This is a genomic window from Chelatococcus daeguensis (assembly GCF_001887265.1).
GTDB classification, from domain to species: Bacteria; Pseudomonadota; Alphaproteobacteria; order Rhizobiales; family Beijerinckiaceae; genus Chelatococcus_A; species Chelatococcus_A sambhunathii.
In genome coordinates this window covers 357,481-382,686 of record NZ_CP018096.1, presented here as the reverse complement: position 1 = coordinate 382,686, position 25,206 = coordinate 357,481, and the positions used below count along the sequence as shown (strand labels likewise).

Below are 25,206 nucleotides of genomic sequence, written 5' to 3'. Positions count from 1 at the left end.
ATCAGAAGTGGATGGTGAAGGCCGGCACGAAGGCGACGAGCCCGAGCAGCGTGATGGCGACGAGGTAGAACGGCCACATCTCGCGGGTGACGGCGCCCACGCTCTCGCGCGAGATGGCGGAGGCGATGAAGAGCGTCGTCCCCACGGGCGGCGTGAACAGGCCGATGGCGAGGTTGATCGTCATCATCACGCCGAGCTGGATCAGGTCGAGCCCGATGGCCCCGGCAAGCGCCACGAACAGCGGCCCGAGCAAGAGGATCGCCGCCGGCAGGTCGAGGAACATGCCGACGAAGAGCATGACGAGGTTCATCATCAGGATGACGAGCCAGGGCTCCTTGAGCGTGTTCAGCGCCCAGTCCGCCAGCATGGCCGGGATGTTCTCGACGGTCAGGATGAAGCCGATGAGGTTCGAGGCGGCGATCACCAGCATCACGACGCCCGTCGTCGCGAGCGTCGCGATGATATTGGCGAGAAGCCCCGTGCCGTTGAGGTCGCGGTAGAAGGCAAAGCGGATGATGAGCGCGTAGGCGACGGCGATGACGCTCACCTCCGTCGGCGTCGCGATGCCGAAGCGCAGAAGCACGACGATCATGAGCGGCAGGGAGATGGCTGGCGCCGCGACGAGCGCCGTCTTCGCCACCGCCTTCGCGCCGCCCTCGATGCGCACCACCGGTAGGTCGCGCGCGCGGCCGATGAGCCAGCACGAGACCATGAGCCCGATCGTCAGCATCGCGCCGGGCAGGAGACCGGCGAGGAAGAGCTGCGCGATGGAGGCGTTCGAGACCGCCGCATAGAGGATGAGCGGGATCGACGGCGGGATGAGCACGGCGATGATGGAGGAGGAGGCGGTGATGGCCGCCGCCAGCGCCGGCGGATAGCCCTCGCGCTGCATCCACGGGATGAGCATGGCCCCGAGCGCGGAGGCGTCCGCCACCGCCGAGCCCGACACGCCGCCGAACAGCGCCGAGCCGAACACGTTGACCTGGCCGAGGCCGCCGCGGAAACGCCCGACAAGCGCGGCGGCGAAGGCGATGAGCTGCTGTCCCAGCCGCCCCGACATCAGGAGCGCACCCGACAGGATGAAGAAGGGAATGGCAAGCAGCGGGAAGCTCTGCATCGGCTGGAAGATCTTGAGCAGCACCACCGTGCTCGGGATGTCGCCGAGGAGGAGGATCGCCGCCGTGCCGCTAAGGACGAGCGCATAGCCGATGGGCATGCCGACGAGCATGAACGCGGCAAAGAGAATAATGAGCAGGACCGTCATGACACGGCCTCACCATGGTGGCCGCCCGGCTCCATGCCTTCGCGCGCCTTGAGCGGGTCGCCCGCGTCGCCGGCGATCCGGAGGGCCGTGGTCAGCGCCGTGATGGCGATGAGCACGCAGCCGGTGACGAGCGCGAGATAGGCGAAGGACATCGGCAGGCCGAGGACCGGGAACCGCTCGGCGGACGTGACCTCGATCACCATGCGTCCTTCGAGCGCGAGGAAGACGAAGATCGCCGCGACGAGGAGCTGGACGATGACGAGCACGACGCGGCCCATGGCCCGCGGCATCAGCAGGATGCCGAACTCGACCACGATGTGCCGGCCGAACTGCGCCGCGACGACGATACCGGACATGGCGAGCCACGGGAACAGCAGGTCCGGCAGTTCGTTGACCCAACCGATGCTGGCGTTGGTAGCGTAGCGCACGATGACCGAGGTCATCACCGCCACGAAGAGCGCGACTGTGACGAGCGCACCGATCGCCTGGGCGAGGAGAAGCACGGTCCCGTCGATGATGCGCACGAGCGCGGCAAGGCCGCTGCCCGTGCGCTCGGCGGGACGGCTCAGGGCCGTCACGAGCCTGCCCGCGCGGCGTCGACGAGCTTCGGCACGAAGTCGCCGAACTGGGCTTGCCACTTGTCGTAGACCGACTTCGTCGCCGCGCGGAACGGACCGGGGTCGACCTCGTTCACAGCAACGCCGGCGTCCTTGATCTTCTGCAGCAATTCGCCGTCGGCCTTCAGAGACAGCTGGCGCTGGAAGTCGCGCGCCTCGCGCGCCGCCTCGAGGATGATGTCCTTCTCCTCCTGCGACAGGCCGGACCAGGCCATCTTGTTGATGAGGAAGGGCGTCACCTCGTACTTGTGTCCCGACAGGGACATGAACTTCTGCACTTCCTGGAATTTGGAATAGTAGATGTTCATGATCGGGTTCTCCTGCCCGTCCACGACGCCCTGCTGCAGGGCAAGGTAGAGCTCGGAGAACTTCATCGGCGTCGGATTGGCTCCGAGCGCGGCGAAGATATCGGTGCCCATCGGGTCTGGCGGCACGCGCAGCTTGAGCCCCTTGAGATCGTCCGGTTTCGTGATGGGGCGCACATTGTTGGTGATCTGGCGGATGCCGTTGTCCCACCAGGCGAGCACGATGAGGTTCTTCTCCTCGGCCTTCTTGGCAAGCTCGTCGCCGATCGGCCCGTCGATCACCTTCCAGGCGCTTTCGAGATTGTCGAAGAGGAACGGCAGGCCGAGCGTCGTCACTTCCGGCACCACGCCCGACAGCGAGCCCTGGCTGTTGAGCGACATGTCGAGCGTGCCAAGGCGCAGCGCGGAGATCATCTCCACGTCGTCGCCGAACTGGGCATTGCCGGCGACGGCCACGGTCAACTTGCCGCCACTCGCCTCCTTCACCTTCTCGGCGAAGGCAAGGGCGGCCGTATGCCGTGGATTGGTGTCCGACGTGGCATGCCCGAGGCGAAGGGTCTTGGCTTCGACGGCGATGCTCGACAGACCGAGCACGACCGCAAGGGTCGTCGTGGCCGCAACATTGATCCAGCGCATGGAACACCCTCCCGTTCGCGCCGCGCCCGCGCAAGGCACGGCGACGTTGTAAAAATGAGATTTGCGTTTCCCGGCCATCGCCGCGCCGCGGCGATTACTTCCCTGTGCGATGGCTGCTTGGCTTTTTGCAGTGCAGCACTTGTTGTCACGGTTAAAAGGCTAGGACAGCTTGGTCTTTAGGACAAACCAGTTTTATGATCCGATTGTTTAGCTGGTCTGAAAGGTCGCCATGCATCTTCCCTACCGGGCCATCAGCGCCTTTCACGCTACCGCGCGCTGGCGCAGCCTGACCAAGGCGGCGGAAGAGCTCGGCGTCACGCCCTCGGCGATCAGCCAGCAGGTGCAGTTTCTCGAGACGCATCTCGGCACGTCGCTCCTGACGCGCCGGGGCCGCGGCATCGCCCTGACCGAGGCCGGCGAGCGCTATTTCGAGATGATCGACCCGGGGATCGAGCGCATCGCGACGGCGACGCGCAACATGCGCGGCTACAATGCGGTCACGGTGCTCACCGTCCGCGCTGCCCCCACGCTGGCGACCAAATGCCTGCTGCCGGCCCTCGCCGGCTTCCTCGACGACAACCCCGACCTCGAGGTGCGCATCGACGCGACGAACGAGCCGACGGACTTTGCCCGCGAGGGCGTCGATGTCGAGCTTCGTCACGGCGAGGGGCGCTGGCCGGGCCTGTTCGTCGATCCGGTCTACGAGGAGACGGTCATGCCGCTGTGTGCGCCGCAGCTCGCGCCGCCCGGCTCGCTCGGCGCCGCGGATCTGTTCGGCTTCCGCCTCATCCAGTCCGTCAAGACGCTGGTGCAGTGGCCGGACTGGTTCCGCCACGCGGGCATCGACATGCCCTCGCGCGTCAGGCGCGTGCTCTTCGACCGTTCGTACATGACGATCGAGGCGGCTGCCGACGGCATGGGCATCGCCCTCGAGAGCGACCTCACCACCTGGCGCGAGCGCCGCGACGGGCGCCTCGTCTGCCCCATGCGCGATCCGTTGCCCCTGCGCATGGTCTCGCAATGGTTCGTCTGCCCGCACCAGAACCTGCGCCACCGCAAGGTGCAGGTCTTCATCGCCTGGGCGCGGGAGGTCCTGTCCCGTCAGCCCGGCGGCGGCCGGCGTCCCTGAGCGCTATCCGGCGCCCCCGCGTGGCCGAGCGATGTCGTTGACGCCCTCCGCGTCTGGCGCAAGGCCGTAGCTCATGCGACGCATCTGGCCGATCACGCGCTCCATTTCGTCGTCGGGCAGGACCGGCGGGTCGCCGAGCGTCAACGCCTGGACATAGAGGCGCGACAGGGTCTCGACCTCGATGGCGAGCCACAGTGCCGCCTCCAGCGTCTTGCCGAGCGCGATCTGGCCGTGCTGGCCGAGGAGGCAGGCCAAGCGCCCCTCGAGCGCGATAAGCGCGTTGTCGGACAGCGCCTGCGTGCCGAAAGTGGCATAGCCGGCGCAGCGGATGTCGTTGCCGCCCGCAACACCGACCATGTAGTGGAAGGCGGGGATGCGCTTGTGGTGGCAGGCGAGCGTCGTCGCATAGACCGAATGACAGTGCAGCACCACGTCGATGTCGTCCCGCCTGCGCAGGATGTCGCGGTGGAAGCGCCATTCGGATGACGGGCGGCGGCCGACATAGGTGCCGTCGAAGTCCATCTCGACAATGTCCTCCGGCGTCATCGTCTCATAGGGCATCGACGAGGGCGTGATGAGAAAACCATCGCCGGTGCGGACGGACAGGTTGCCCGCCGTGCCCTGGTTGATGCCGCTCGCATTCATGCGCCGACAGATGTCCACCATCTCGCGGCGCAGGGCCTGCGTGTCGCTTGCTGCCATGGAAGGCTCCTTTCTCATGATGTCGGGGCAGCCGGCCCGTCGCGATGCACCGCTTCGCGCCACCGCTCCGCATAGGCGGCAAAGACCGGCGGAAGCGGGCCGGCCTCGCTCAGATCGACGGGGGCCGGCTGCGATCGCTCACCATGGCCGGCGAGGAGTGCCGCTCCGGCCGCGACGCCATAGGCATCGAGGCTGAAGCGCACGCGCCGGCCGGGCGCGAAGGCGGCGGCAAGCGCCGGATAAAGCGGCTCGCGCACGAAGCTGCCATCGAGGACGACATCCCTCCCCGGCCCCAGCGCATCGAGGCACTCGGCCGTCAGCAGGGCGCAGTAAAGGACGGCGAGCGCCTTGCGCTCCGCTGGCGTCGCCGGCGGCTCGCCGCGGATATGGCCGCGCCCGGCGCTTCCGGGAAAGAGGCTGTCGCTGTCGCCGAAGGAGGGCATCGCCATGGTGCCGCGCGCGGCAAGCCGGGCGGCGGTCTCGATGGCGACAGGCTCCGCCGGGGCATCCGGACCCGCGATCGCCGCGAATTCCCGCCCGCCCATGCTGAGAACGCCGCCGAGCGGCGCACCGAAAACATCGCTGTTGCAGGTCATGCCGCGCTGCTCGTCGAGCCGCGCGAGCGGCGTTCCGCCCGACAGCCCGACGATCCAGGTGCCGGTGGAGACGACGCTTGCCGCGCGTAGCCCCGCCGCCTGGTAGCGATAGTAATTCACGCTGCTGTCGTGGCCGCCGGCGAAGATGGCAAGGTCCTGCGGCAGCCCGTGACGGTCCGCGAGCACCGGCCGGATCCGGCCCACCGCCTGCCAGGCCCTGGCGAAGAGCGGCATCAGCCGTTCCCAGCCGCGCGCGCGCACGATCGCTGCCCAGCGCCGCTCGGGAACGTTCCACAGATGCGACTGGGCGCCGAGCACGCTCGCCTCCGAGACGGCGACGCCGGACATGACCCAGGCCCAGTACTGCGGGATGCCGAGATACCAGCGGGCCGCGGCGACCGCCGCCGGCGCCTCCCGTTCCATCCAGAACAGCTGGCGTGCCTGGTGCGTCGCCCCGTGCATCAGCGCGCTGCCGCGGTCGAGAAACGGGCCGGCGAGCGGCGCATAGGCCTCGCGGATGTCCTCCGGCAGCGGCTGCTCGTAATCGATCATCGGCAGCGCCGCGCCGTCGCCCGCGTCGGGATCGGCAAGGGCGAGGACGCCGCCGGAGCCGTGCCCGACGGGCACGAAGCCCTGCAGCGCATGGCGCTTCCCCAGCGTGCCGAGCCCGTCGAGCAGCCAGCCACGGATCGCCGCAAGGTCGTGGTGCCGCCAGGGCGGCCCCTCGCGCACCGGATTGGCCACGCTCAGTGTCTCGAGCACGTGCCCGTCGGCGTCGGCGGCGCTCAGCTTGATGTTCGTCTTGCCGACGTCGAACACCGCGACGACGCCGCCGGCCCGCATCCCGGCCATCGCGTCCTCCGCTCAGATGAGGCCGTATTGCCGGGCCTTGTTGCGCAGGAAGGGCAGGCCGTTGCCCATGACCTCCGCCTCGTCCTTCGCCACCGGTCGCCAGACGGCGAGGCCATAGGCCACCTCCGGTGGCATGTTGATGAAGCTCTCCATGGCGAGGCCGCCGCGGAAGCCGATGGCGGCGAGCGCCGCGCAGATCTCGTCCCACGGCACGTTGCCGCAGCCGGGCGTGCCGCGGTCGCTCTCCGACATGTGGATGTACTTGAGGTGCTCGCGCGCATCGAGGATGCCCATGGCGGCGCCCTTCTCCTCGATGTTCATGTGATAGGTGTCGAGGTGGACGAAGACATTGTCGGCGCCCACCCGCTCCACCATCTCCACGGCCTGCCGCGCGGTGTTGATGAGGTGGTTCTCGTAGCGGTTGACCGCCTCGATGCCGAGCTCGATGCCGCGCGCCTTGGCGTGCCGGGCCGCCGCCGTCAGCGCGCGGGCAATGTTGTCGTATTCCTGCTCGGTCGGCGGCACGCCGGTGCGCTCGCCGATGCCTCCGAAAATAACGCCGGACAGCGCCTCGGCGCCGATCTCCGCCGTCTTGTCGATGGCGACCTTGAGATAGTCGATCGCCGCCTCGGGCCGCTGCGAGGCCCAGGCCTGTTCGGGCAGGCCGAGCGAGCACACGGCCCTCAGGCCCGCCTTCTCGAGCAGCGCACGCGAATGGGCGGCATCGACCGCCGGCGCATTGAGCAGCGCGATCTCGATGAAATCCATGCCGTAGGATTGCGCGGCGGCGACCGCCCGCTCCGCCCCGGCCCGGTCCCACGTCATGGTCCACATGCTCGTGTGGACGCCGAATCCCTGCATCGCTACCTCCTTCGTCTTCGTTCGAGTGCCGCCGCGACCTGCCCCGCCAGCCAGCGCAGAACCATGACCGCCACCAGCAGCATGCCCCACACGGCCGTCGCCAGATGCTGGCTGGCGCCGAGGAGGTTGAGCCCGGAGGACAGGAGCTGCAGCACGGCGAGCGCCACGACGACGGGGACCGCCCGGCCGAAGCCGCCGAAGGGGTCGACACCGCCGAGAAAGCAGGCGAGCACGGTGATCAGCAGATAGGCCTCGCCATGGCCCACGCGCACGGAATTGAAGCGCGCCATCATGATGATGCCGGCGATCGCGCACATGAGGCCGGAGAGCGTGTAGACGAGGACGATGACCTTGCGCGTATCGACGCCGGAATAGCGCGCCGCGGCGCTGTTCGAGCCGATCATGTAGATGTTGAAGCCGAGCCGCGTGCGCGACAGCATCAGATGCCACAGCCCGGCGCAGGCGAGGAAGACGATGAGCGGCACCGGTACGCCGAGGACCATGCCGTGGCCGAGCGGGCGGATGAAGGCCGGAAAGCCCGAAATGTCGCCACCGCGCGTCAGGAACTCGCCGAGCCCGCGCAGAAAGATCATCATCGCCAGCGACACGAGGATGGGGTGGGCGCGCGAGAAGGCGATGACGAGCCCCATGACGAGGCCACTCGCCGCCCCTGCCGCGAGCGCCAGCACGACGCCGAGGGCAAAGGCGTCCGGACCGGCGTTGACGCCACCGTTCTGGTGCAGCACCCAGGCGACCGTCAGCCCAGCGATATTGGCGGTGAAGGTGATGGCGAGGTTGAGCCCGCCCGTGAGAATCGGCAGCAGCATGGCGAGCGTGAGCAGGCCGAGCTCGGGCAACTGGAAGGCGACCGAGCCGAAGGTCGCCGACGACAGGAAGCGCGGCGTCGCCAGGCTGAAGATCAGCATCACCATGACGAAGGCGGCGAGCGGTCCCGCCAGGTCCGCGCTCAACCCCTGCGGCGGGCGCTTCAGGGGCAGGACCACGAAGGGGGACGTCATGGCGCCGCCCTCCCCTCGCTGCGCGTCGCGAACAGCTTTCCGATCTGCGCGTTCGACAAGGTGATGGCGACGAGGATGATGACGCCGATGATCATGCGGAAGGCGTAAGGCGACGCCCCGAGCAGGTTGAGCCCGTTCTGCACGATGGCGACGAGCAGCACGCCGAGCACGCAGCCGAGCACCGATCCCCGCCCGCCGCCGAGCCGCGCCCCGCCGAGGACGACGGCTGCCAGCACGTCGAGCTCGCGCCCGTAGAGCGCATTGGGCACCACCTCCTGCGCATAATGGGCCTGCACGAGGCCGCCGATGCCGGCCATGAGGCCGAGCCAGCCGAAGGCGATGAACTGCATGGCTGCGACGCTGATGCCGAAGCGGCGTGCCCCTTCGGGATTATCGCCGAAGGCATAGAGCTGACGCCCGGTCGTCGTGTGGCGGATGAGCGCCCAGGTGGCGAAGACGCAGAGTGCCATGACCAGCACCGGCAGCCGCAGCTCCGCCCAGTTGCCGTCCGCCATCTGCCGCTCGAACAGGATGACCTTGCCCGTCCACCAGTCCGGCAGGTCGTAGATCGACACGCCGCGCGTGAAGAACATCAGGAGGCCGAAGTAGATGTTGAAGGTCGCGATGGTGACGACGATGGAGATGATGCGGAAGCGGTGGATGAGGAAGGCGTTGAACGCCCCGAGCAGGATGCCGATGCTGCCGGCGATGAGAAGGCCGCTCACCCAGCCGCCGCCCCCGATCTGAGCGAGCGCCAGCGCGGTCAGATATTGCACGACGGAGGCCGCCACGGCGAAGGAGATGTCGATGCCGCCGGCGATCAGCACGACGAGCAGGCCGACCGCGAAGATGATGTTGACGGCGCTGGCGTTGGCGAGGTCGAAGAGATTGACGAGCGTGAAGAAGCGGTCGCTCGCCAGCGACAAGACGAGGCAGATCGCCACGATCACCGCGAGCAGCACCATCTCGGTGGTCTGGGTCTGAAGCCTTCTAAGCATAGACCGCCGCCTCCAGCTCCGGCAGCGCGATGCTGCGCGGGTCGTATTCGCCGACGATGCGGCCGCGCGCCATGTGCAGCACCCGGTCGGCGTTGTAGTAGACCTCCGGCAATTCGTCGGAGATGAGGATGATGGCGAGCCCCTCGGCCGCCAGCCGCGCCACGATGTCGAAGATACCGGCCCGGGCTCCGACGTCGACGCCCACGGTCGGCGCGTCGAGGATGAGGAGGCGCGGGTCCGTCGCGAGCCACTTGGCGATGGCGACGCGCTGCTGGTTGCCGCCCGAGAGCGTCGAGACGGCATCCTCCTGCCGGCCGATCTTGATGCCGAGTTCGCCGACCCAGCGGGCGACGAGCCCCTGCTTCCGGCGTTGCGAGATGAGCCCGCCCGTCATCACCTTGCCGAGCGAGGCGATGACGAGGTTGTCGGCGATCGACTGCGGCTGGATGAGGCCGAGCGAGAGCCTGTCCTCCGACAGATAAGCGATGCCGGCGCGGATCGCGTCCCGGTTGGAGCGGAAGCGCACCGGCTTGCCGTCGAGGCGGATGGTGCCCGCATGCGGCCGGCGCATGCCGAAGAGGGTCAGGGCGAGCTCCGTGCGCCCGGCCCCGAGCAAGCCCGTGATGCCGAGCGTCTCCCCGCGCCGCACCACGAACGAGACGTCTTCGAACTCGCCAGGGCGCGTCAGGCCTTCAACCGCGAGGACGGCGGGTGCCGTGCCATGCGAGCGGGCGCGGACATTGGCGTCGAAGGTACGCCCCGTCATCAGCTCCGTGATACGCGAGGGGGTCATCTCCCTCGCCGGATAGACGCCGACGAGCCGCCCATCGCGCAGCACCGTCATCCGGTCCGCGATCTCGATCACCTCCGCGAGGCGATGGCTGACAAAGACGACCGCGATCCCCTCGCGTGACAGGGTGCGCACGATGGCGAGGAGATGGCTGGTCTCGGCCTGCGTCAGCGAGGCCGTCGGCTCGTCCATGAAGATGATCTTCGCCTCGCCGACGAGCGCGCGGGCGATGGCGACGATCTGCCGGCGGGCGATGGAATAGTCGCGCAGCGGCAGGTCGAGGTCGAGGCTGGTGCCGAGGCGCGCCAGCACCTTCCGCGCGGTCTCGCGCATGGCCCCGTGGTCGACGCGGCGCGGGCGGCCGCCAACCACCTCCTGGAAGGCGATGTTCTCCGCCACCGACATCTCGGGGAAGAGGGCAAGGTCCTGCCAGATGACGCGGATGCCCGCCGCTTGGGCCGCGACCGGCGTCATTTGGTCGTAAACCTCGCCGTCGAAGCTGATACGCGCCTCGCCGTCCGGCCGGTAGACGCCGGTGATGACCTTGATGAGCGTGCTCTTGCCGGAACCGTTCTCGCCCGCAAGACAATGCACCTCGCCGGGCATCACTTCGAAGGAGACGCCCTTGAGGGCCGTCACGCCGCCGAAGGTGACGCTGACGTCGCTCAGCGATAGGAGGGGCCGGGGCGCCGGCGCGGCGCCCGGTTGAGCCGTAGCCATGTCTCGTCCGCTCTCGCTTGCCGGCCCGTTGCCGGGCGGACGGGCCACCCGGCCGAGGTGGTTCAACGCTGCCGATCCGGCTCTCAGAGGCCCATGTCGGCGAGCCGGTCCACCGTGTCCTTGTTGATGGCGACGAGCTGGTCGACGATGAGGTTGTTGCCGTCGGGCGTGACCTTGCCGAGGCCCTCGATCTCGTCGCCGGCCTCGATCTTGCCCCCCTTCATCAGCCGGTCGGCCAAAGTGACGAAGACCTCGCCGGCCTGTTTGGGGTTCCACATGAAGCCGCCCGAGATGGCATCGGATTTAATGAGCCGGCGCCCCTGTCCGGGCGAGAACGGCCCGAGCACGAAGATCTCGCCGACCTTGCGCCGCTCCTCGACGGCGCGGCCGGCGCCGATCGGCCCCTGGCTGCCGAAGGCGAGGAACCCCTTGAGGTCCGGATGGGCCGAGATGAGGTCGAGCGCCGTCTTGCGGCTGGCGTCGACATCCTCGGCAACACCGTAGCGCTCGCCGACGAGCTGCATCTCGGGGTACTTCTCCTTGAGGTGCGCGATAGCGGCATCGGCCCAGGCATTGTGCAGTGGCACCGTCAGCGAACCGACGAAGACGGCATACTTGCCCTTGCCGCCCATCTTCTCGGCGAGGAGTTCGGCATGAGCCTCGCCGAAGCCGGTGGCGGAGGCGAGCTCGAAATTCCAGTCGGCGCCCTTCTGGCCGGGCGATTCATGCGTGATGACGATGATCCCGTTGCTCTGCGCCTTGCTCAGCACCGGCTCGAGCACGGTGGCGTCATTCGGCACGACGCCGATGACCTTGACGCCCTGGGCGATGAGATCCTCGATGGCGCGCACCTGCAGCGCCGGATCGGCGCTCGTCGGGCCGACCATGAAGGCGTCGACGCCGAGCTTGGCGCCCCGCTCCTTGATGCCGGCCTCCATGGCGTTGAACCAGGGAATGCCGCCGATCTTGACGACGACGCCGACCTTGCCGGTCTCCTGCGCCGCTGCCGAAAAAGCCGATGCGATGGACAAGGACGCTGCAACCGCAGCGACAAGCAGTTTCCTCATGCTTTCCTCCCAGGCAGCCGTGTCCGCGCCCTTCGCGGACAATCCTGCTCGCAGCCCTGTCGTTGACCGATCTTTGCGGGGCTTGCACAATCGATGGTGCAACTATTCCGCAGTTGCTATCCTGTCGTCAAGCCGCGATTAAGCCCGTCGGGTATTTCCATGCAGGACGGGCACGACGGCAGTCGGATCGGCCATGACGAGAAGCGGCAAGAGAAAGACGATCTACGACCTGTCGGCCCTGTCGGGCTGCTCGCCGTCGACGGTGAGCGCGGTGCTCAACGGCTCGTGGCGCAAGCGCCGGATCAGCGAGAAGACCGCCACGCTCGTCCTCAAGCTCGCCGATAGCCAGCAATACACCGCCAACCGTCAGGCCCGCGGCCTGCGACGCTCCCGCTCCGGCCTCGTCGGCCTCCTGCTGCCGCTCTACGACAACCGGTATTTCTCGTCGCTCGCCCAGACCTTCGAGGCGATGGTGCGGGCGCGCGGCGAATGTCCGATCGTGGCGAGCGCCAGCCGCGACCCGCGGGCCGAGCGCGAGACGGCGGAAAGCCTCATCGCCTATTCGGTGGACGAACTCTTCATCTGCGGCGCGACCGACCCCGATGGCGTACACGAGATCTGCGAGAAGGCCGGGCTCAGGCACGTCAACATTGACCTGCCAGGCACTCGGGCCCCCTCGATCATCAGCGACAATTATGACGGCGCGTGCCGGCTTACCGAGGCCGTCATCCGCCACTGCGCCGCGACAGAGCCGCTGCGCCCGGAGGAGCTCTACATCTTCGGCGGGCGCGACGACCATGCGAGCCGCGAGCGCATCCGCGGCTTCCGCGCCGTCAAGCGCACGCTGCTGGACGCCGACCCCGACGTCTGCATCCAGCCCACGGGCTATTCGGCCAACAACACGCGGCTCGCCTTCGAGGCGTTCTTCGCGCGCGAGGGACGGCTGCCGAGGGCCATCATCATCAATTCAACCATCAATCTCGAAGGTTTCCTGCGCTTCATGGCGGGCTTCCCGGACGCCGCATTCAAGGATCTCGTGGTGGGCTGCTACGATTACGACCCGTTCGCGTCCTTCCTGCCCTTCCCGGTCATCATGATCCGGCAGGATGTCGAAGCCATGCTGGCCCGGGCCTTCGAGATCATCGCGGATCCCGCGGCCGCGGCGCAGATCCATCTGGTGGCGCCTGAGCTCGTGCCGCCGCGCACGGCCCTCGCCGGCCCGCTCGACGCGCTGAAGGACATACCGTCGCGGCCGGCGGGTCGCCCCACCGGCGCCGGCGTCGCTCATCCCGCATGACGCGGCGCGGCCTGCCTCTCAGGCGTCCGCCACGATGAGTAGCTCGAAGGTTACGCAGGTCGCGTTGCCATCGTGCCGCAGGCGTCCACCGCCGATGGAGCCGTCCATGCCGACGAGCGCGATGTCGAGATCGCAGCGGCCGGCGCGCACGCAGCCCGCGGTGACGAGCACCTCGGTCGCGTAGGAGGCCATCTCCGGTGCTTCGGTGAAGGTCGCGCCGACGAGGCTGCCGATGCCGTGGACCGAGGCATCGGCGATACCGCTTTCGCGGCAGATGCGCTCAATGGTCGGCACGATATCCTCGTTCGGCTTGATCGTGCAGGCCATCGCGCGGGCGCCGTCGTGCTGCGCCATCTCGGTGGGCACGGCGCGGAACAGCCGGAAGTTCGTCTCTTCATCCTCCCGCACATCGAAGAGCGCACCCGCAAGGCCCCAGGCGGCGACCTCGACGGGCTCGCACAGGCACGAATCGAGCGGCAGGAGATGGCCCATGCGGCGCTCGCCGCCCGCCGGCGTCCAGAGACCGTGGCAGTGCAGGAACGGCTCGCCATCGCGGCGCCCGACGACGAGCCCGGCATCCTCGATCACCGTCACGCCCGCGGGCGCGAAGGTTTCGCTGTACCAGGCGGCGTGCGTATCGTCCGGCGCGGCGGCGGGAATAACGTAGCGTATCGGATCGACGCGGGCGCCGGCGAGGCGGATGTAGCCGCCGGCAAGGCCGGCCTCCGCGAAGGCGCGGCCGACCGCCTCGTTGATGCTGGTGCCGGCGGCAAGCGTCAGCCGCAGCGGCACCGCCGCGCACGGTACGGCGAAGAAGCGTTCGCGGGAGACGGGCCCCGGGTGGCGGATGCTGCGCATCGGAACCTCCTCAGGGCACAAGGCCCGCATGGATGAAGCCGCCGTCGACGGCGAGAATCTGGCCGTTGACATAGGCCGCATCCTCCGAGAGCAGGAAGGCGACCGCCCCGGCGATCTCGCGCGGCGTGCCGTAGCGCCGCTGGGGCACGCGCTCGATCCATTGCCGGCGCACATCCTCGGTGTGGACCGCCTTCGTCAGCGGCGTGTCGACGGGCCCCGGCGCGACCGCATTGACGCGGATACCGGCTGCGCCGAGCTCGGTCGCCATGACGAGCGTCAGCAGGTTCTGCCCGCCCTTCGATGCGCCATAGGCGCTGCGGCCTTTGTTTCCGGTGAGGCCCGACACGGAGGTGATGTTGACGATAGCGCCCGGCTCCTTCGCTGCCAGCCAGTGGCGCGCCGCGGCTCGCGAGACGATGAAGGATCCTGTCAGATTGACGTCGACGATGCGGCGGAAGTCGGCGACACTCGTCTCCACCGCCGGGCGGTCGAGGGCGATGCCAGCGCAGTTGACGACGCCTGCCAGGCGATGCTGTGCCGTGATCGTCCGGATGGCTGTCTCGATCCCGACTTCGTCGGTGACGTCGCAGGCGATGCCGTGCACCATGGGCAGACCGAGGTCGCGGCAGGCCGAATCGAGCGCCTCGCGCTTCATGTCGATGAGGAAGACGGCGTGTCCGCGCTCGCCGAGAAATCGCGCCGTCTCGAGACCGATGCCGGAGGCGCCGCCGGTGACGGCGACGGCGCCCTTCTCGCTATTGCTCATCGCGCCCTCCTCACGCTGGGGCCTTGCTGGCGATCTCGCCGCGCCGCTCCAGCTCCTCCCGGATCATCTTCTTCGTGATCTTGCCGTAGGCCGACTTGGGCAGGGCCTCCCAGAAGATGAAGCGCTTGGGCATCTTGTAGCGGGCGATCTTGCCGTCCAGCCACCGGTCGAGCCCGAGGCTCTCGGGCGCGACGCCCGGCCGGGCGACGCAGACGGCATAGCCCACCTCCCCCCACAGCGGGTCTGGCACGCCGACCACCGCGACTTCGCCGATGTCGGGATGCTGCAGGATCTTCTCCTCGATCTCGCGCGGGTAGATGTTCGACCCGCCGGAGATGTACATGTCCGACGCGCGGCCGGTGATGTAGACGAAGCCGTCCTCGGCCATATGGCCGAGATCGCCGGTGCGGAACCAGCCGTTGCGGAAGGCCTTGGCGTTGGCTTCGGGGTTGTCGTAGTAGCCGGCGAAGACGGCCGGGCCGATGACGCAGATCTCACCCGTCTCGCCCGGCGCGACGGGATTGCCATTATCGTCCTGGATCTCGACCTGCATGCCCGTGCGCTCGAATCCGCAGGTGCCGATGCGCGCCTGCGGTCCGTCCTCCAGACTGTGGTAGACCGGCGGGAGCACGGTGATGTTGCCCGTCACCTCGCCGAGGCCGAAATATTGCACGAGCACCACCCCGAGCGTTGCGAGCGCCTTCTTCTGGTCCTCGCGGTACATGGGAGCGCCGGCATAGATGACGTAGCGCAGCGAGGAGTGGTCGAATCGGCCGACGCTCTCGTCCTCCACCAGCATCTTGAGGATGGTGGGCACCGTGAAGAGATTCGTCACCCGCCATTCCTCGACGAGCCGCCAGACGGTCGGCACGTCGAGCTTGTCCGTGGGTAGCAGGATGGTCTTCGCCCCGTGCGCCACCTGCACGAGCTGGTGCACACCCGCCCCGTGCGACAAGGGCGCGACCACGACGGACGCATCCTCGCGCGTCGTGCCCGGCATCAGGTCGCACAGATGGTTGGTGATGACGAAGGCCATCTGACCGTGTGTGAGCACGGCCGCCTTCGGGCGCCCGGTGGTGCCAGAGGTGTAGAAGAACCAGCACGGATCGTCTCGCTCCACCGCAACGCTCGGCACCGTCCGGCCGAGGTGCTGCGCAACGAGGGCGTCGTAATCCTCGCCAAAGTCCGCCGGGCCGATGGCGATGGTGAACGCAAGATCCGGCGCCGCCTCGCGACAGGCGTGCGCATGGTCGGGGAAGCCTGCGCCGCAGATGAGGCCGCGCGCGCCGCTTGCTTTGGCGAGATAGGCGACATCCTCCGGCGACTGGCGGTAGTTCGCCGGCACCCATACCGCACCGAGGCGGAAGCAGGCAAACATCGATTCGAACATCTGGTTGCAGTTGGCGGACTGGATGAGGACCCGGTCGCCCTTGCGAAGGCCGAAGCGGTCGCGCAGGGCCGCCGCCATGGCGTCAACCCGCGCCTCCATCTCCCGCCAGGTCCATTGCTGCTCGCGCCAGACGAAACCGATGTCGTCCGGATTGCGCCGCGCCGTCTGGGTAAGGAAATGGGAGAGGTTCATCACCCGCGTGGAACAGGGCACAACCCCTCCGGGTGGCGTCATCGTCATCGTGGCGATCTCCTGACCTGATTCCTCATGGCGGCCTGTCCGCGCGGCGAACCGCGGGTCGCGAACATCTGGGCGAGGCGCTCCTCGACCACCCGCACCTCGAGCGCGAGATAGCCGGCAAGTTCGCTCTGGCGCTCGGGCTGCATGCGGCTGTCGATAGCTGCGATCGACAGCGCTCCGGCGAGCCGGCCGTCGGGACCCCGCACCACCATGCCGATGCCCCAGGAATTGGCGAAGATGAGCCCGGGGTTGAGCGCGAACCCCCGGGCGCGGGTCGCCGCCACGCCCTCGCGTATGCGCGATGCCGGCAGCATGGGATATTTCGCCTTGAGCACGGACTCGTTCGCCGCCAGCACCGCCTCCACCTCCTCGTCAGGCAAGGCCGCGAGCATGGCGAGCGAGCCGGCACCGACACCGAGCGGATGCTCGAACCCAGCCTGCAGCGCATGGGTGCGCACCGGATAGGTGCCCTCCTCGCGGTAGAGGCACACGGAGAAGGTATCGCGCCGGACCGACAGGAAGCTCGAATCCTCCGTGCGCTTCGACAGCCGCGTCAGGCTTTCCATGGCAACCTGCAGCAGGCCGAAGCGCCGCGAGGCCAGCGAGCCGAGCACATAGGCCTCCTCGCCAAGGTAGTAGCGGCGGCTCGTCTCGTCCTGCTCGACGAGGCCGGCACGCATCAGCGCGAGCAGCAGGCGGCGCGCGGTCGGCTTGTTGAGGCCGCTCTCCTCGACAATGTCGGTGAGCGAGGCACCCCGGTCGGCGTGGCGCCCGACCATCGAAAGCAGGCCAAGCGCCCTGTCGACGCTCTGCGCCCCGGTCTGGTCGCGATCACGGGACAGCGCGAGGGCCATGGCTCAGGACATCGGTCCGACGGCGCAGCTCTGGCCGCCGTCGACCGGCAGACACACGCCGGTGATGAAGCGCGCCTCGTCGGAGACGAGGAAGACGGCCGCGGCGGCGATGTCCCAGGCCGTCCCCATGCGGCCGGTCGGCACGAGCGCGTTGCGGGCGGCCACCATCTCCTCGACCGAGCCGTACTGGCCGGAGATCTGCTTGTAGATCATCGGCGTGTCGATGAGGCCGGGCATGATGCAATTGGCGCGGATGCCCTGCCGGGCATATTGCATGGCGAGGGCCACCGTCGCCTGGTTCACCGCCGCCTTGGTGGCATAGTAGGAGAAATACGGATAGCCGACGTAGCGGATGGCCGCGAGCGAGGAAATGTTGACGATGGCGCCGCCGCCACCCGTCAACATGTGCGGCAGCACGGCCTTGGCGGTGCGATAGACGGAGCCGATGTTGAGGTCGAGCGCGGCCTGGAACCGCTCCTCGTCAAGCTCGACCGGGCCGCCCATGTGGGTGACGCCAACATTGTTGTGCAGGATGTCGATGGCGCCGAACGCCTCCATCGCGGCGGCAGCCGCCGTCTCGACCGACGCGAGGCTCGTCACGTCCGCTGCAAGCGCGATGGCTTCGTTGCCCTCCGCGCGAATGATCGCCGCCGTCTCGGCCGCGGCCGCCTCGGCAAGATCGACGCAGGCAACCCTCGCCCCTTCGCGGGCGAAGGCGACGGCGGTGGCCTTGCCGTTGCCCCAGCCGGGGCCGGACGAGCCGGCGCCGAAGACGATCGCGCATCTTCCCTTCAGTCGATCGGCCACGGTCGATGTCTTCCCTTGTGATGAACTTCGCCTTTGCCGGCCCGCCGCGACGAGCACGACACGGACCGACGCAGGTCTTCACCTCCCCTCGCCTGCGAGGGGAGGAAGAAGCCTACCCTCATGGTGCGACTAGCGCCCGTCGCTCCTTGAGAGACCTGCTCCAGACCGGTTACGCTGGCGAGATCGCCTTCTCGAAGATCGCCCACGCCTCGTCGCCGTACTTGCTCTTCCATTCCGCATAGAAGCCGGCGTCGCGCAGCTTCTTGCGGAAGGAGTCGGGCTCGGGCTTGTTGAACTTCATGCCCTTGCCGGTCAGTTCCTCCTGCAGCGAGGCGTTCAGGGCGGCGACATCCGCGCGCTCCTTCACCGCCGCATCGTTGAGGTTCTTCGCCACGATGGTGCGCAGGTCCTCCGGCAGGCGCTGCCAGGCGCGCCTGTTGGCGAGGAACCAGAAGCCGTCCCACATATGGTTGGTGAGCGAGCAGTACTGCTGCACCTCGTAGAGCTTGGCGGTGGCGATGATGGCGAGCGGGTTCTCCTGCCCGTCGACGATCTTGGTCTGCAGGGCGGAATAGACCTCGGCGAAATTGATGCTCGCCGGTGCCGACTCGAAGGCCTTGAACATCGAGGTCCACAGCGGGCTCACCGGCACGCGGATCTTGAAGCCCTTGAGATCGTCGGCCGTGTTGATGGGCCCGGTCGAACTCGTGATCTGGCGAAAGCCGTTGTCCCAGATCTTGTCCATGACGACGAGATTGGCCTTCTCGATCTCGCCGCGCACATATTTGCCGAGGTCGCCATCCATGGCATGCCAGACAGCGTCGTAGTTGGGGAATGCGAAGCCCATGCCGCTGATTGAGGCGTTGGGCACCAGCGTCGACAGGATGAGCGGCGACAGCGTGAAGAACTCGACGCCGCCCGAGCGCACCTGGCTCAGCATGTCCGTGTCGGCGCCGAGCTGGTTGCTGGGGAAGATCTGGATCGAGACGCGCCCGCCCGTCTCCTCGCGGATCTTCGCGACAGCCTCCTGCGCGCGCACGTTCATCGGGTGCGAGACGGGCAGGTTGTTGGCGTATTTGTAGTTGAACTCGGCGGTCTGGGCGCCGGCATATTTCAAGGAGCCGGCAAAGGCCACCGAAGCGGTGCCCGCAAGCATTGCGCGACGAGAGATCTTCATGGGTCGTTTCCTCCTGATTGGACGTCTTCTTAATGTTTTCAAAGATAAGCCGTCGACAGCGCCGGAATGGCCGCGATCAGCAAGAGCCCGACGACGAGCGCACCGAGATAGGGCCAGATCGCCGACATGGCCTCGTCCGGCGACACGTCGCCGATCTTGCAGGCGATGTAGAAGCCGATGCCGATGGGCGGCGCCATGAGGCCGATGTTCATCGCCGTCACGACGACCATGGAATAGTGGATGTCGTTGATGCCGAGCCTTGCGGCGATGGGGAACATGATCGGCGCCATCAGCACGATCGCCGGCAGCCCCTCGAGCACGCAGCCGAGCACGAGGAAGACCACGATGCTGACGAGCATGAAGGAGAACCAGCCGCCCGGCAGGTTGGTCATGTAGCCGGCGAGCTGGTTGGCGAAGCCGGTCTGGGTCAACGCCCAGGCCATGGCCGAGGCCGTGCCGAGGATGAGCAGGATGGCGCCCGAGAGCGCCGCCGTCTCCACCAGCATGCTGTAGAACTTGCGCAGGCTGATGCCGCCATAGAGCACGATGCCGATGACGATGGCATAGAGCACCGCGATCGTGGAAACTTCGGTGGCCGTCGCGACACCGCCTCCGACCGCGCCGCGGATGAGGAAGGGCAGGACGAGCGCCGGCGCCGCGACGACGAGCGCCTTGCCGACGACGGCCAGTGGCGCGCGCCTGACCCCCTCCATGTTCTCGCGCGCCGCCTTGATGCGCGCCAGCACGGCGAGCACGACGAGCAGCACCATGGCAATGACAAATCCGCTCGTGAACAGCCCCGCGATCGAGACGCCCGCCACCGAGCCGAGCACGATGAGCACGATCGAGGGCGGCACCGTGTCCGCCATCGCCGCACCCGTGGCGAGCAGCGCGATCATCTCGCGCGGCTTGTGACCGCGACGCTTCATCTCCGGGAACAGCGCCGGCGCCACCGTCGCCATGTCGGACACCTTGGAGCCGGAGATGCCGGAGACGAGGAAGAGCGAGCCGAGCAGGACATAGGACATGCCCGCCTTCACGTGCCCGAGCAGCGAGGCCATGAACTCGACGATGGCCTTGCCCATGCCGGTCGCGTCGAGCACGCAGCCGAGCAGCACGAAAACCGGCACCGAGAGCAGGATGAGGCTCGACATGCCCTCGTCAATGCGGCCGATGAGCACGATCACCGGCACATGCGTGCTGAAGAGGATGAAGGCGATCGTCCCCATGCCGAAGCAGAAGGCAATCGGCACGCCGGCAAGAAGACACAAGGCGACCACGCAGACGAGGAAGATGAGGATGTTCAGATAGCCGAGCGACAGGAAAAAAGGCGAGAAATGCCAGCCGAGCAGCCCGAAGGCAGCGACGAGCGCCACCGCGCCGGCAAGGTTCGGCAGCGTCGATTCCCGCACCGCATGGCCAACCGCGAGCGCGAACATGAGCACGAGCCCGACGACGAGCGCCGAAGCGCGGAAACTCATCGGGATGTTGAGCGCCGCCGAAGTGACGTACCATTCTTCTTCGACATATTCGACCGCCGGCATGATGAGTGCCATGAGGACGGCGGCGACGATGACGAGCGCGAGCGTGCTGACAAAGGCCCTGGCCCTCTCCGGCATGAGGCCGAGGAAGAGCGTCAGGCGCAGGTGCTCGTTGCGGTCGATGGCGATCGCCGCGCCGAGCATGGCAAGCCAGAGGAACGAGATCGACGCCGCTTCATCGATCCACACGATCGGCAGCGACAGCACATAGCGCGACACGACCCCTATAAGGAGCAGGCCGACGACGGCAACGAGCAGAACCGACGCCACGAACTCGACCGGCCACATCAGGCGCGAGCCCGGCCGCGCATCGACAACCTCCGACGGCGTCTCGAGCACCAAAGAGTCGTTGTTCGCGGCAGCCATCCTGCGCGCCTCCTCCCGTTTTCCTCTCCGGCCCACCCGCCCTGATGACGGCGAGGCGGCACGTGGTTCCACATTATGATTTTTGATGGCGTAGGAGAGCAGTCATCGCACGGAATGGCGAGGCAGGCAATACTGATCCTGCAGCGCGGAAGGTCCGTATCGTGGACTTACAACATCCGTCCGGTGGGCTTGAGCCCATCCGGACGCCCTCGCCAGACTTGGCCCGCCTCGGGATCAGCCGCCACCGGCCCGCGCCGCCGGCCCGCGGCGTCCCGGAGCAGCACGGCTTTCGTCGCCCGGCAGGCGCGTCAGAAAGGCCGTGACGTCACAGGCGCTCATCGCCCCGGCGTAGAGATGGCCCTGCGCATTGTCGCAGCCGAGCTCATGCAGCCGGCTGGCCTGGCTGAGCGTTTCGACGCCCTCGGCCGTGATCTGCATTTTCATGCGATGACCGAGGTGGATCACCGCCGAAACGATCGCCTCGTCGTCCTCGTTGCGCTCGATCTCGTGGATGAAACTCTTGTCGATCTTGATGTGGTCGATCGGGAAACGCTTGAGATGGCTCAGCGATGCGTAGCCAGTGCCGAAATCGTCGAGGGCGATGGAGAAGCCTGCGGCGTGGAGCTCTTGCAGCGTCGCCGCCGCGTCGGCCAGCATCTGGTCGAGGAAGACGGCCTCCGTGATCTCCACCTCGATCCACCGGGCGGGTATTCCTCGCCTGTCGAGCATCTCCATGATGGAGGAGGCGAGGCGGCGATCGCTGAACTCGGCCGGTGAAACGTTGACCGCAACCTGCACCGGGGCGAGGCCATGATCGAGCCAATGGCGCATGTCCGCGGTGACGCAGGCGAGGACCTGCTCGCCGAGCGCGCGCGACAGCTCCGGATCCTCGAATGCGACGCTGAACGATGCCGGGGTGAGCAGGCCGCGATCCGGGTGATTCCAGCGCGCCAGCGCCTCGAAGCCGACGATCCGCCCGGAGGCGAGGCAGACCTTGGGCTGGTAGTAGGGCACGATCTCGCGGGCCCTGAGGCCGCGCCGCACGTCCTCGACGAGCGCGATGCGTTCCTCCACGGCCGCACGCAGGGCGGGCGTATAGGTGACGAAGCGATTGCGGCCCTCGGCCTTCGCGCGATAGAGCGCGATGTCGGCGCTCTTCAGCAGATCCTTGGCATTCGCCCCGTCGTCGGGAAAGGTCGCGATGCCGATGCTCGCCCGCGTCGCGAACGTCCGCCCACGGGTTGCAAAGGGCGCGAGGAGCGTCGTGCGGATGCGCTCGGCGAGCTTCTCCGCCCAGCCGGCGGCAGGCGGCTCACGCACCAGAACGGCGAATTCGTCGCCGCCGAACCGCGCCACCACGTCGCCGGCGCGCACCGCCCGGCGCAGGCGGGCACCGACCTCCATCAGCAACTGGTCGCCCGCATCGTGGCCGAGCGTATCGTTGACGTCCTTAAAATGATCGAGATCGACGAGGAGCAGGCTGAAGGCCGAGGCCGCACCGGACATACCGCTGCAGATATGCTCCAGCGTCTCCTGGAACGAGGCGCGGTTGCTGAGACCCGTCAGGCCATCGAGGCTCGCCATGCGCCAGGCCTCCTCCTCCGCCTGCTTCTGCGCCGTAATGTCGAAGGTGACGCCGACGAGGCGGTCGTTCCCCACCCGCTCGCCGCGGATGGCGAGCCACAGGCGTTGCCCGTCGGGCCGCAGGTAGCGGATTTCGATGGTGTCGCCGCAATCGGGCGAGCGCAGGAAATCGCGCCTGAGCTGCCGATCCTGGGGGTGAATGCAGGCGAGGATCTCCTCGACCGGTCCAGAGCCGATCCCCAATATGCCGACCGCATTTTCACTGCGGGTGACGAAACCCGTCGTCAGATCCTGTTCCCAGGCGATCATCCGCGCCGCCTGCAGCGCCAGCCTCAGGCGGCGCTCGCTGCTACTGAGCGCCTGCAGCGACCTCTTCCGCTCCGTGATGTCGCGAACGGTACCGATCTTGCGGACAGGCCGCCCGCGACCGTCAACAACGGTGCGTCCCGTCGCCGCCACCCATCGTTCCTCACCCGTGTCCGCCCGCAGAATCCGGTATTCGCCGCGATAGACGGAGCCGTCGGCCGGGCTGTCGACAAAGAAGCGCCGCTCGACCTCCTCGCGGTCGTCCGGGTGAACACGCGCGCGGAAGGAATCGCGATCAACCGGCATCTCGTCGGGCAGACCGAGGATGGCGCGCGCCTGCGTGTTCCATTCACGCCTGCCGGTGACGAAATCGGCATCCCAGATGCCGAGCGCGGTACTCTCGACGGCGAGGCGCAGCCGCTCCTCGCTGGCCCGCAGGGATTCCTCTGCCTCCATACGCTCGTGGATGTCGGACAGCTTGCCCACCCACTCGCGGATTGCCCCGTCAGCATCCCGCACGGGCACGGCCCGTGCCTCGACCCAGCGGAAGTCGCCGCTGCGCGTCAGCACCCGGAAACTGGCATCATAGACAGACCCGCCGGCCAGCGCCGTCTGCCAGCGCGCCATGACCCGCTGACGATCCTCGGGGTGGACCGCCGCGAGCCAGCCCCAATCACGGAAGTCGTCGCCCTCCTGCGCCGATACCGACGCCCAGCCCCATTGCTCGGTCACGCGCCCGTCCGGTAAGGCGATCCACAGGACCATGGCGCTCGTCTCATGCAGCGCGCGGTAGCGCTGGGCGTTCAGCGCGAGCAGCAGCTCGGCCTTCTTGCGGTCGTCTATGTCGATCGTCGTCCCAAGCCACCCCTCCATCCGGCCATCGGCGTCGTAGGTAGGAGCGCCGCGGGACGTCACCCATCGATAGGCGCCGGAGTGATGCCGGAGGCGATAGTCGATCTCGTATCCGTCCTGTGCGCTCAAGGCCCGCCGCCACGCACGTCGGACCCTGGCGCGGTCGTCCGGATGGATCCATTGCGCCAGGTTGTCCGACGTGATCGTGCCGGGCGGGACGCCTACAAAATCGTGCCAGGCCTTGTTGAAGGCATCTCCCTTGCCGTCGGCGCGGCTCGTCCAGAGCATCTGCGGCGTGCCGTTGATGATCCTGTCGAACCGCCGCGAGAGGTCGTTGACCTGCCGCCTGAGACGGGGAGCCGACCAGGCATTGCTCGCGGATGGCACCCGCCGCGCCAGGCGGCGTTTCCTTCTCGGCATCTCGACGTCTCACCGCCCCGGCCGAGCCGGGGCCGTTACCGCACCCGCACGGCCACCCGCCCGTGCCGACGGCGGACTGCCGTCGACCGTCGCCGGGCCCGCTGCCCTCGATTTAGGCATTAGGTCAGCAGGAAAAACGTGAAGCAACACTTAAGTCTGTTGCGCACGGCGCAAGATGGGATCCGTCGCCTATTCCGCGGCCTGCCGCCGGGCCGCGAGACTGCGCTCCCAAGCGAGCGCATGTGCCACGATCGTGTCGAGGTGGTCGAACTCCGGCTTCCAACCGAGCGTCTCGCGGATCCGCCCGGCACCGGCCACGAGCGCGGCGGGATCACCGGCCCGGCGCGGCACATGGTTGACCGGAAAATCGACGCCGGAGACGCGCTTGACCGCCTCGATGACCTCGAGCACCGAATAGCCGCGCCCGTAGCCGCAGTTGAACACCGTGCTCTCGCCCCCGGCAGCGAGGTAGTCGAGGGCGAGGACATGGGCCCGCGCCAGGTCGCTCACATGGATGTAGTCGCGCAGGCAGGTGCCGTCCGGCGTCGGATAGTCCGTGCCGAAGACATCGAGATGCGTGCGCTCGCCGAGCGCCGCCTGCGTCGCGACCTTGATGAGATGCGTGGCGCGCGGGCTCGACTGGCCGGAGCGACCGGCCGGGTCGGCGCCCGCCACGTTGAAATAGCGCAGCGCGACATATTTCAGCGGATGCGCCCGCGCCGTGTCGCGCAGCATCATCTCGGTCATCAGCTTCGACGTGCCGTAAGGCGAGACGGGATCGAGCGGCGCCGCTTCGATGATCGGGCTCTCCTTCGCATCGCCGTAGACGGCGGCGGTCGAGGAGAAGAGGAAGCGCGGCACGCCGTTCGCCACCGCTGCGGCGATGAGCGCGCGCGACCTGACCGTATTGTTGAGATAGTAGCCGAGCGGGTCGGCGACCGAATCCGGCACCACGATGGAGCCCGCGAAATGCACGATGGCATCGACGCCGTGCTCGCGGATCACCTTGCCGAGCAGCGCCTCGTCGCCGCAGTCGCCCTCGACGAAGGCGGCCTCGGGGTGCACCGCCCAGCGGAAGCCGGTGCTCAGGTTGTCGAGGACCACGACCTCGCGCCCTGCATCGCGCAGGGCGAGTACCATGTGGCTGCCGATATAGCCCGCACCGCCTGTCACCAGAACCGTCATCGCCACC

The 25,206-nt window shown here is 67.8% G+C and carries 21 protein-coding genes; 2 read left to right on the top strand and 19 right to left on the bottom strand.

Annotation, left to right across the window (positions count from 1 at the left end):
* Position 1: 1 nt before the first annotated feature.
* From BOQ54_RS18680 to BOQ54_RS18670, 3 genes are read right to left on the bottom strand one after another with little or no spacing between them, the layout of a single operon-like run.
* Positions 2 to 1,264, bottom strand: a complete 1,263-nt coding sequence (locus tag BOQ54_RS18680; protein ID WP_071924714.1) for a TRAP transporter large permease — start codon at positions 1,262 to 1,264, stop codon at positions 2 to 4.
* A complete protein-coding gene (locus tag BOQ54_RS18675) occupies positions 1,261 to 1,842 on the bottom strand; it encodes a TRAP transporter small permease (protein WP_083586070.1) in 582 nt (193 codons plus the stop codon). The genes BOQ54_RS18680 and BOQ54_RS18675 overlap by 4 nt, the downstream gene beginning before the upstream one ends.
* Positions 1,839 to 2,822 (bottom strand): TRAP transporter substrate-binding protein, encoded by a 984-nt coding sequence (locus tag BOQ54_RS18670; RefSeq protein WP_063188743.1) that lies wholly within the window; start codon positions 2,820 to 2,822, stop codon positions 1,839 to 1,841. Before BOQ54_RS18670 ends, BOQ54_RS18675 begins: the two co-directional genes overlap by 4 nt.
* 229 nt (positions 2,823 to 3,051) lie before the next feature.
* Here BOQ54_RS18670 and BOQ54_RS18665 point away from each other — a divergent pair, with 229 nt between their 5' ends.
* Entirely contained in the window at positions 3,052 to 3,951 is a 900-nt protein-coding gene (locus tag BOQ54_RS18665) for a LysR substrate-binding domain-containing protein (protein ID WP_055458580.1), read from the top strand.
* 3 nt (positions 3,952 to 3,954) lie between these two features.
* On the opposite strand, the gene BOQ54_RS18660 is transcribed toward BOQ54_RS18665, so the two are convergent.
* The 7 genes from BOQ54_RS18660 to BOQ54_RS18630 form a co-directional block, all read right to left on the bottom strand.
* The gene (locus tag BOQ54_RS18660) at positions 3,955 to 4,653 is read right to left on the bottom strand and encodes a class II aldolase/adducin family protein (RefSeq protein WP_071924713.1); all 699 of its coding nucleotides are present in this window, start codon (positions 4,651 to 4,653) and stop codon (positions 3,955 to 3,957) included.
* A gap of 14 nt (positions 4,654 to 4,667) precedes the next feature.
* Positions 4,668 to 6,101 carry an FGGY family carbohydrate kinase gene (locus tag BOQ54_RS18655; RefSeq protein ID WP_071924712.1) on the bottom strand — a complete coding sequence of 478 codons (1,434 nt, stop codon included), beginning with the start codon at positions 6,099 to 6,101 and terminating at the stop codon, positions 4,668 to 4,670.
* A 12-nt stretch (positions 6,102 to 6,113) separates the two neighbouring features.
* Positions 6,114 to 6,962, bottom strand: coding sequence for a sugar phosphate isomerase/epimerase family protein (locus tag BOQ54_RS18650; protein WP_071924711.1), 849 nt, complete (start codon positions 6,960 to 6,962; stop codon positions 6,114 to 6,116).
* A gap of 2 nt (positions 6,963 to 6,964) precedes the next feature.
* Positions 6,965 to 7,981: an ABC transporter permease gene (locus BOQ54_RS18645; RefSeq protein ID WP_071924710.1), complete on the bottom strand. Its 1,017-nt coding sequence runs from the start codon at positions 7,979 to 7,981 to the stop codon at positions 6,965 to 6,967.
* A complete protein-coding gene (locus BOQ54_RS18640) occupies positions 7,978 to 8,979 on the bottom strand; it encodes an ABC transporter permease (RefSeq protein ID WP_071924709.1) in 1,002 nt (333 codons plus the stop codon). Before BOQ54_RS18640 ends, BOQ54_RS18645 begins: the two co-directional genes overlap by 4 nt.
* Positions 8,972 to 10,489, bottom strand: coding sequence for a sugar ABC transporter ATP-binding protein (locus tag BOQ54_RS18635; protein WP_055458586.1), 1,518 nt, complete (start codon positions 10,487 to 10,489; stop codon positions 8,972 to 8,974). The genes BOQ54_RS18640 and BOQ54_RS18635 overlap by 8 nt, the downstream gene beginning before the upstream one ends.
* An 83-nt stretch (positions 10,490 to 10,572) precedes the next feature.
* Positions 10,573 to 11,556 (bottom strand): autoinducer 2 ABC transporter substrate-binding protein, encoded by a 984-nt coding sequence (locus BOQ54_RS18630; protein WP_055458951.1) that lies wholly within the window; start codon positions 11,554 to 11,556, stop codon positions 10,573 to 10,575.
* Between the two features lie 193 nt (positions 11,557 to 11,749).
* Here BOQ54_RS18630 and BOQ54_RS18625 point away from each other — a divergent pair, with 193 nt between their 5' ends.
* On the top strand, positions 11,750 to 12,853 hold the full coding sequence (locus BOQ54_RS18625; protein ID WP_071924708.1) for a substrate-binding domain-containing protein: 1,104 nt from the start codon (positions 11,750 to 11,752) through the stop codon (positions 12,851 to 12,853).
* 18 nt (positions 12,854 to 12,871) lie between these two features.
* Here the strand turns inward: BOQ54_RS18625 and BOQ54_RS18620 are convergent, their stop codons facing one another.
* The 9 genes from BOQ54_RS18620 to galE all read right to left on the bottom strand — a co-directional run bounded on the left by BOQ54_RS18620 (position 12,872) and on the right by galE (position 25,199).
* Positions 12,872 to 13,711, bottom strand: a complete 840-nt coding sequence (locus tag BOQ54_RS18620) for a PCC domain-containing protein (RefSeq protein WP_055458588.1) — start codon at positions 13,709 to 13,711, stop codon at positions 12,872 to 12,874.
* A gap of 10 nt (positions 13,712 to 13,721) precedes the next feature.
* Positions 13,722 to 14,477 carry an SDR family NAD(P)-dependent oxidoreductase gene (locus BOQ54_RS18615; protein ID WP_071924706.1) on the bottom strand — a complete coding sequence of 252 codons (756 nt, stop codon included), beginning with the start codon at positions 14,475 to 14,477 and terminating at the stop codon, positions 13,722 to 13,724.
* A gap of 10 nt (positions 14,478 to 14,487) precedes the next feature.
* Positions 14,488 to 16,107 (bottom strand): acyl-CoA synthetase, encoded by a 1,620-nt coding sequence (locus BOQ54_RS18610; RefSeq protein ID WP_071924705.1) that lies wholly within the window; start codon positions 16,105 to 16,107, stop codon positions 14,488 to 14,490.
* Entirely contained in the window at positions 16,104 to 16,961 is an 858-nt protein-coding gene (locus BOQ54_RS18605) for an IclR family transcriptional regulator (protein ID WP_055458591.1), read from the bottom strand. Before BOQ54_RS18605 ends, BOQ54_RS18610 begins: the two co-directional genes overlap by 4 nt.
* Positions 16,962 to 16,964: 3 nt before the next feature.
* A complete protein-coding gene (locus BOQ54_RS18600) occupies positions 16,965 to 17,768 on the bottom strand; it encodes an SDR family NAD(P)-dependent oxidoreductase (protein WP_055458592.1) in 804 nt (267 codons plus the stop codon).
* 169 nt (positions 17,769 to 17,937) lie between these two features.
* Entirely contained in the window at positions 17,938 to 18,945 is a 1,008-nt protein-coding gene (locus BOQ54_RS18595; protein WP_071924704.1) for a TRAP transporter substrate-binding protein, read from the bottom strand.
* 38 nt (positions 18,946 to 18,983) lie between these two features.
* The gene (locus BOQ54_RS18590; protein ID WP_071924703.1) at positions 18,984 to 20,852 is read right to left on the bottom strand and encodes a TRAP transporter large permease subunit; all 1,869 of its coding nucleotides are present in this window, start codon (positions 20,850 to 20,852) and stop codon (positions 18,984 to 18,986) included.
* Positions 20,853 to 21,086: 234 nt separating this feature from the next.
* Complete coding sequence (locus tag BOQ54_RS18585; protein WP_083586069.1) at positions 21,087 to 24,014, bottom strand: PAS domain-containing protein; 2,928 nt, start codon at positions 24,012 to 24,014, stop codon at positions 21,087 to 21,089.
* 189 nt (positions 24,015 to 24,203) lie between these two features.
* Complete coding sequence (gene galE / locus BOQ54_RS18580; protein WP_071924701.1) at positions 24,204 to 25,199, bottom strand: UDP-glucose 4-epimerase GalE; 996 nt, start codon at positions 25,197 to 25,199, stop codon at positions 24,204 to 24,206.
* Positions 25,200 to 25,206 lie beyond the last annotated feature (7 nt).

Bases quoted from the DNA above. Each gene is read 5' to 3' on its own strand.
- BOQ54_RS18605 (WP_055458591.1), bottom strand. From the start codon at position 16,961: ATGGCCCTCGCGCTGTCCCGTGATCGCGACCAGACCGGGGCGCAGAGC.
- BOQ54_RS18625 (WP_071924708.1), top strand. From the start codon at position 11,750: ATGACGAGAAGCGGCAAGAGAAAGACGATCTACGACCTGTCGGCCCTG.
- BOQ54_RS18595 (WP_071924704.1), bottom strand. From the start codon at position 18,945: ATGAAGATCTCTCGTCGCGCAATGCTTGCGGGCACCGCTTCGGTGGCC.
- BOQ54_RS18645 (WP_071924710.1), bottom strand. From the start codon at position 7,981: ATGACGTCCCCCTTCGTGGTCCTGCCCCTGAAGCGCCCGCCGCAGGGG.
- BOQ54_RS18615 (WP_071924706.1), bottom strand. From the start codon at position 14,477: ATGAGCAATAGCGAGAAGGGCGCCGTCGCCGTCACCGGCGGCGCCTCC.
- BOQ54_RS18650 (WP_071924711.1), bottom strand. From the start codon at position 6,962: ATGCAGGGATTCGGCGTCCACACGAGCATGTGGACCATGACGTGGGAC.
- BOQ54_RS18655 (WP_071924712.1), bottom strand. From the start codon at position 6,101: ATGGCCGGGATGCGGGCCGGCGGCGTCGTCGCGGTGTTCGACGTCGGC.
- BOQ54_RS18630 (WP_055458951.1), bottom strand. From the start codon at position 11,556: ATGAGGAAACTGCTTGTCGCTGCGGTTGCAGCGTCCTTGTCCATCGCA.
- BOQ54_RS18680 (WP_071924714.1), bottom strand. From the start codon at position 1,264: ATGACGGTCCTGCTCATTATTCTCTTTGCCGCGTTCATGCTCGTCGGC.
- BOQ54_RS18640 (WP_071924709.1), bottom strand. From the start codon at position 8,979: ATGCTTAGAAGGCTTCAGACCCAGACCACCGAGATGGTGCTGCTCGCG.
- galE (WP_071924701.1), bottom strand. From the start codon at position 25,199: ATGACGGTTCTGGTGACAGGCGGTGCGGGCTATATCGGCAGCCACATG.
- BOQ54_RS18620 (WP_055458588.1), bottom strand. From the start codon at position 13,711: ATGCGCAGCATCCGCCACCCGGGGCCCGTCTCCCGCGAACGCTTCTTC.
- BOQ54_RS18665 (WP_055458580.1), top strand. From the start codon at position 3,052: ATGCATCTTCCCTACCGGGCCATCAGCGCCTTTCACGCTACCGCGCGC.
- BOQ54_RS18585 (WP_083586069.1), bottom strand. From the start codon at position 24,014: ATGCCGAGAAGGAAACGCCGCCTGGCGCGGCGGGTGCCATCCGCGAGC.
- BOQ54_RS18660 (WP_071924713.1), bottom strand. From the start codon at position 4,653: ATGGCAGCAAGCGACACGCAGGCCCTGCGCCGCGAGATGGTGGACATC.
- BOQ54_RS18635 (WP_055458586.1), bottom strand. From the start codon at position 10,489: ATGGCTACGGCTCAACCGGGCGCCGCGCCGGCGCCCCGGCCCCTCCTA.
- BOQ54_RS18670 (WP_063188743.1), bottom strand. From the start codon at position 2,822: ATGCGCTGGATCAATGTTGCGGCCACGACGACCCTTGCGGTCGTGCTC.
- BOQ54_RS18590 (WP_071924703.1), bottom strand. From the start codon at position 20,852: ATGGCTGCCGCGAACAACGACTCTTTGGTGCTCGAGACGCCGTCGGAG.
- BOQ54_RS18610 (WP_071924705.1), bottom strand. From the start codon at position 16,107: ATGACGATGACGCCACCCGGAGGGGTTGTGCCCTGTTCCACGCGGGTG.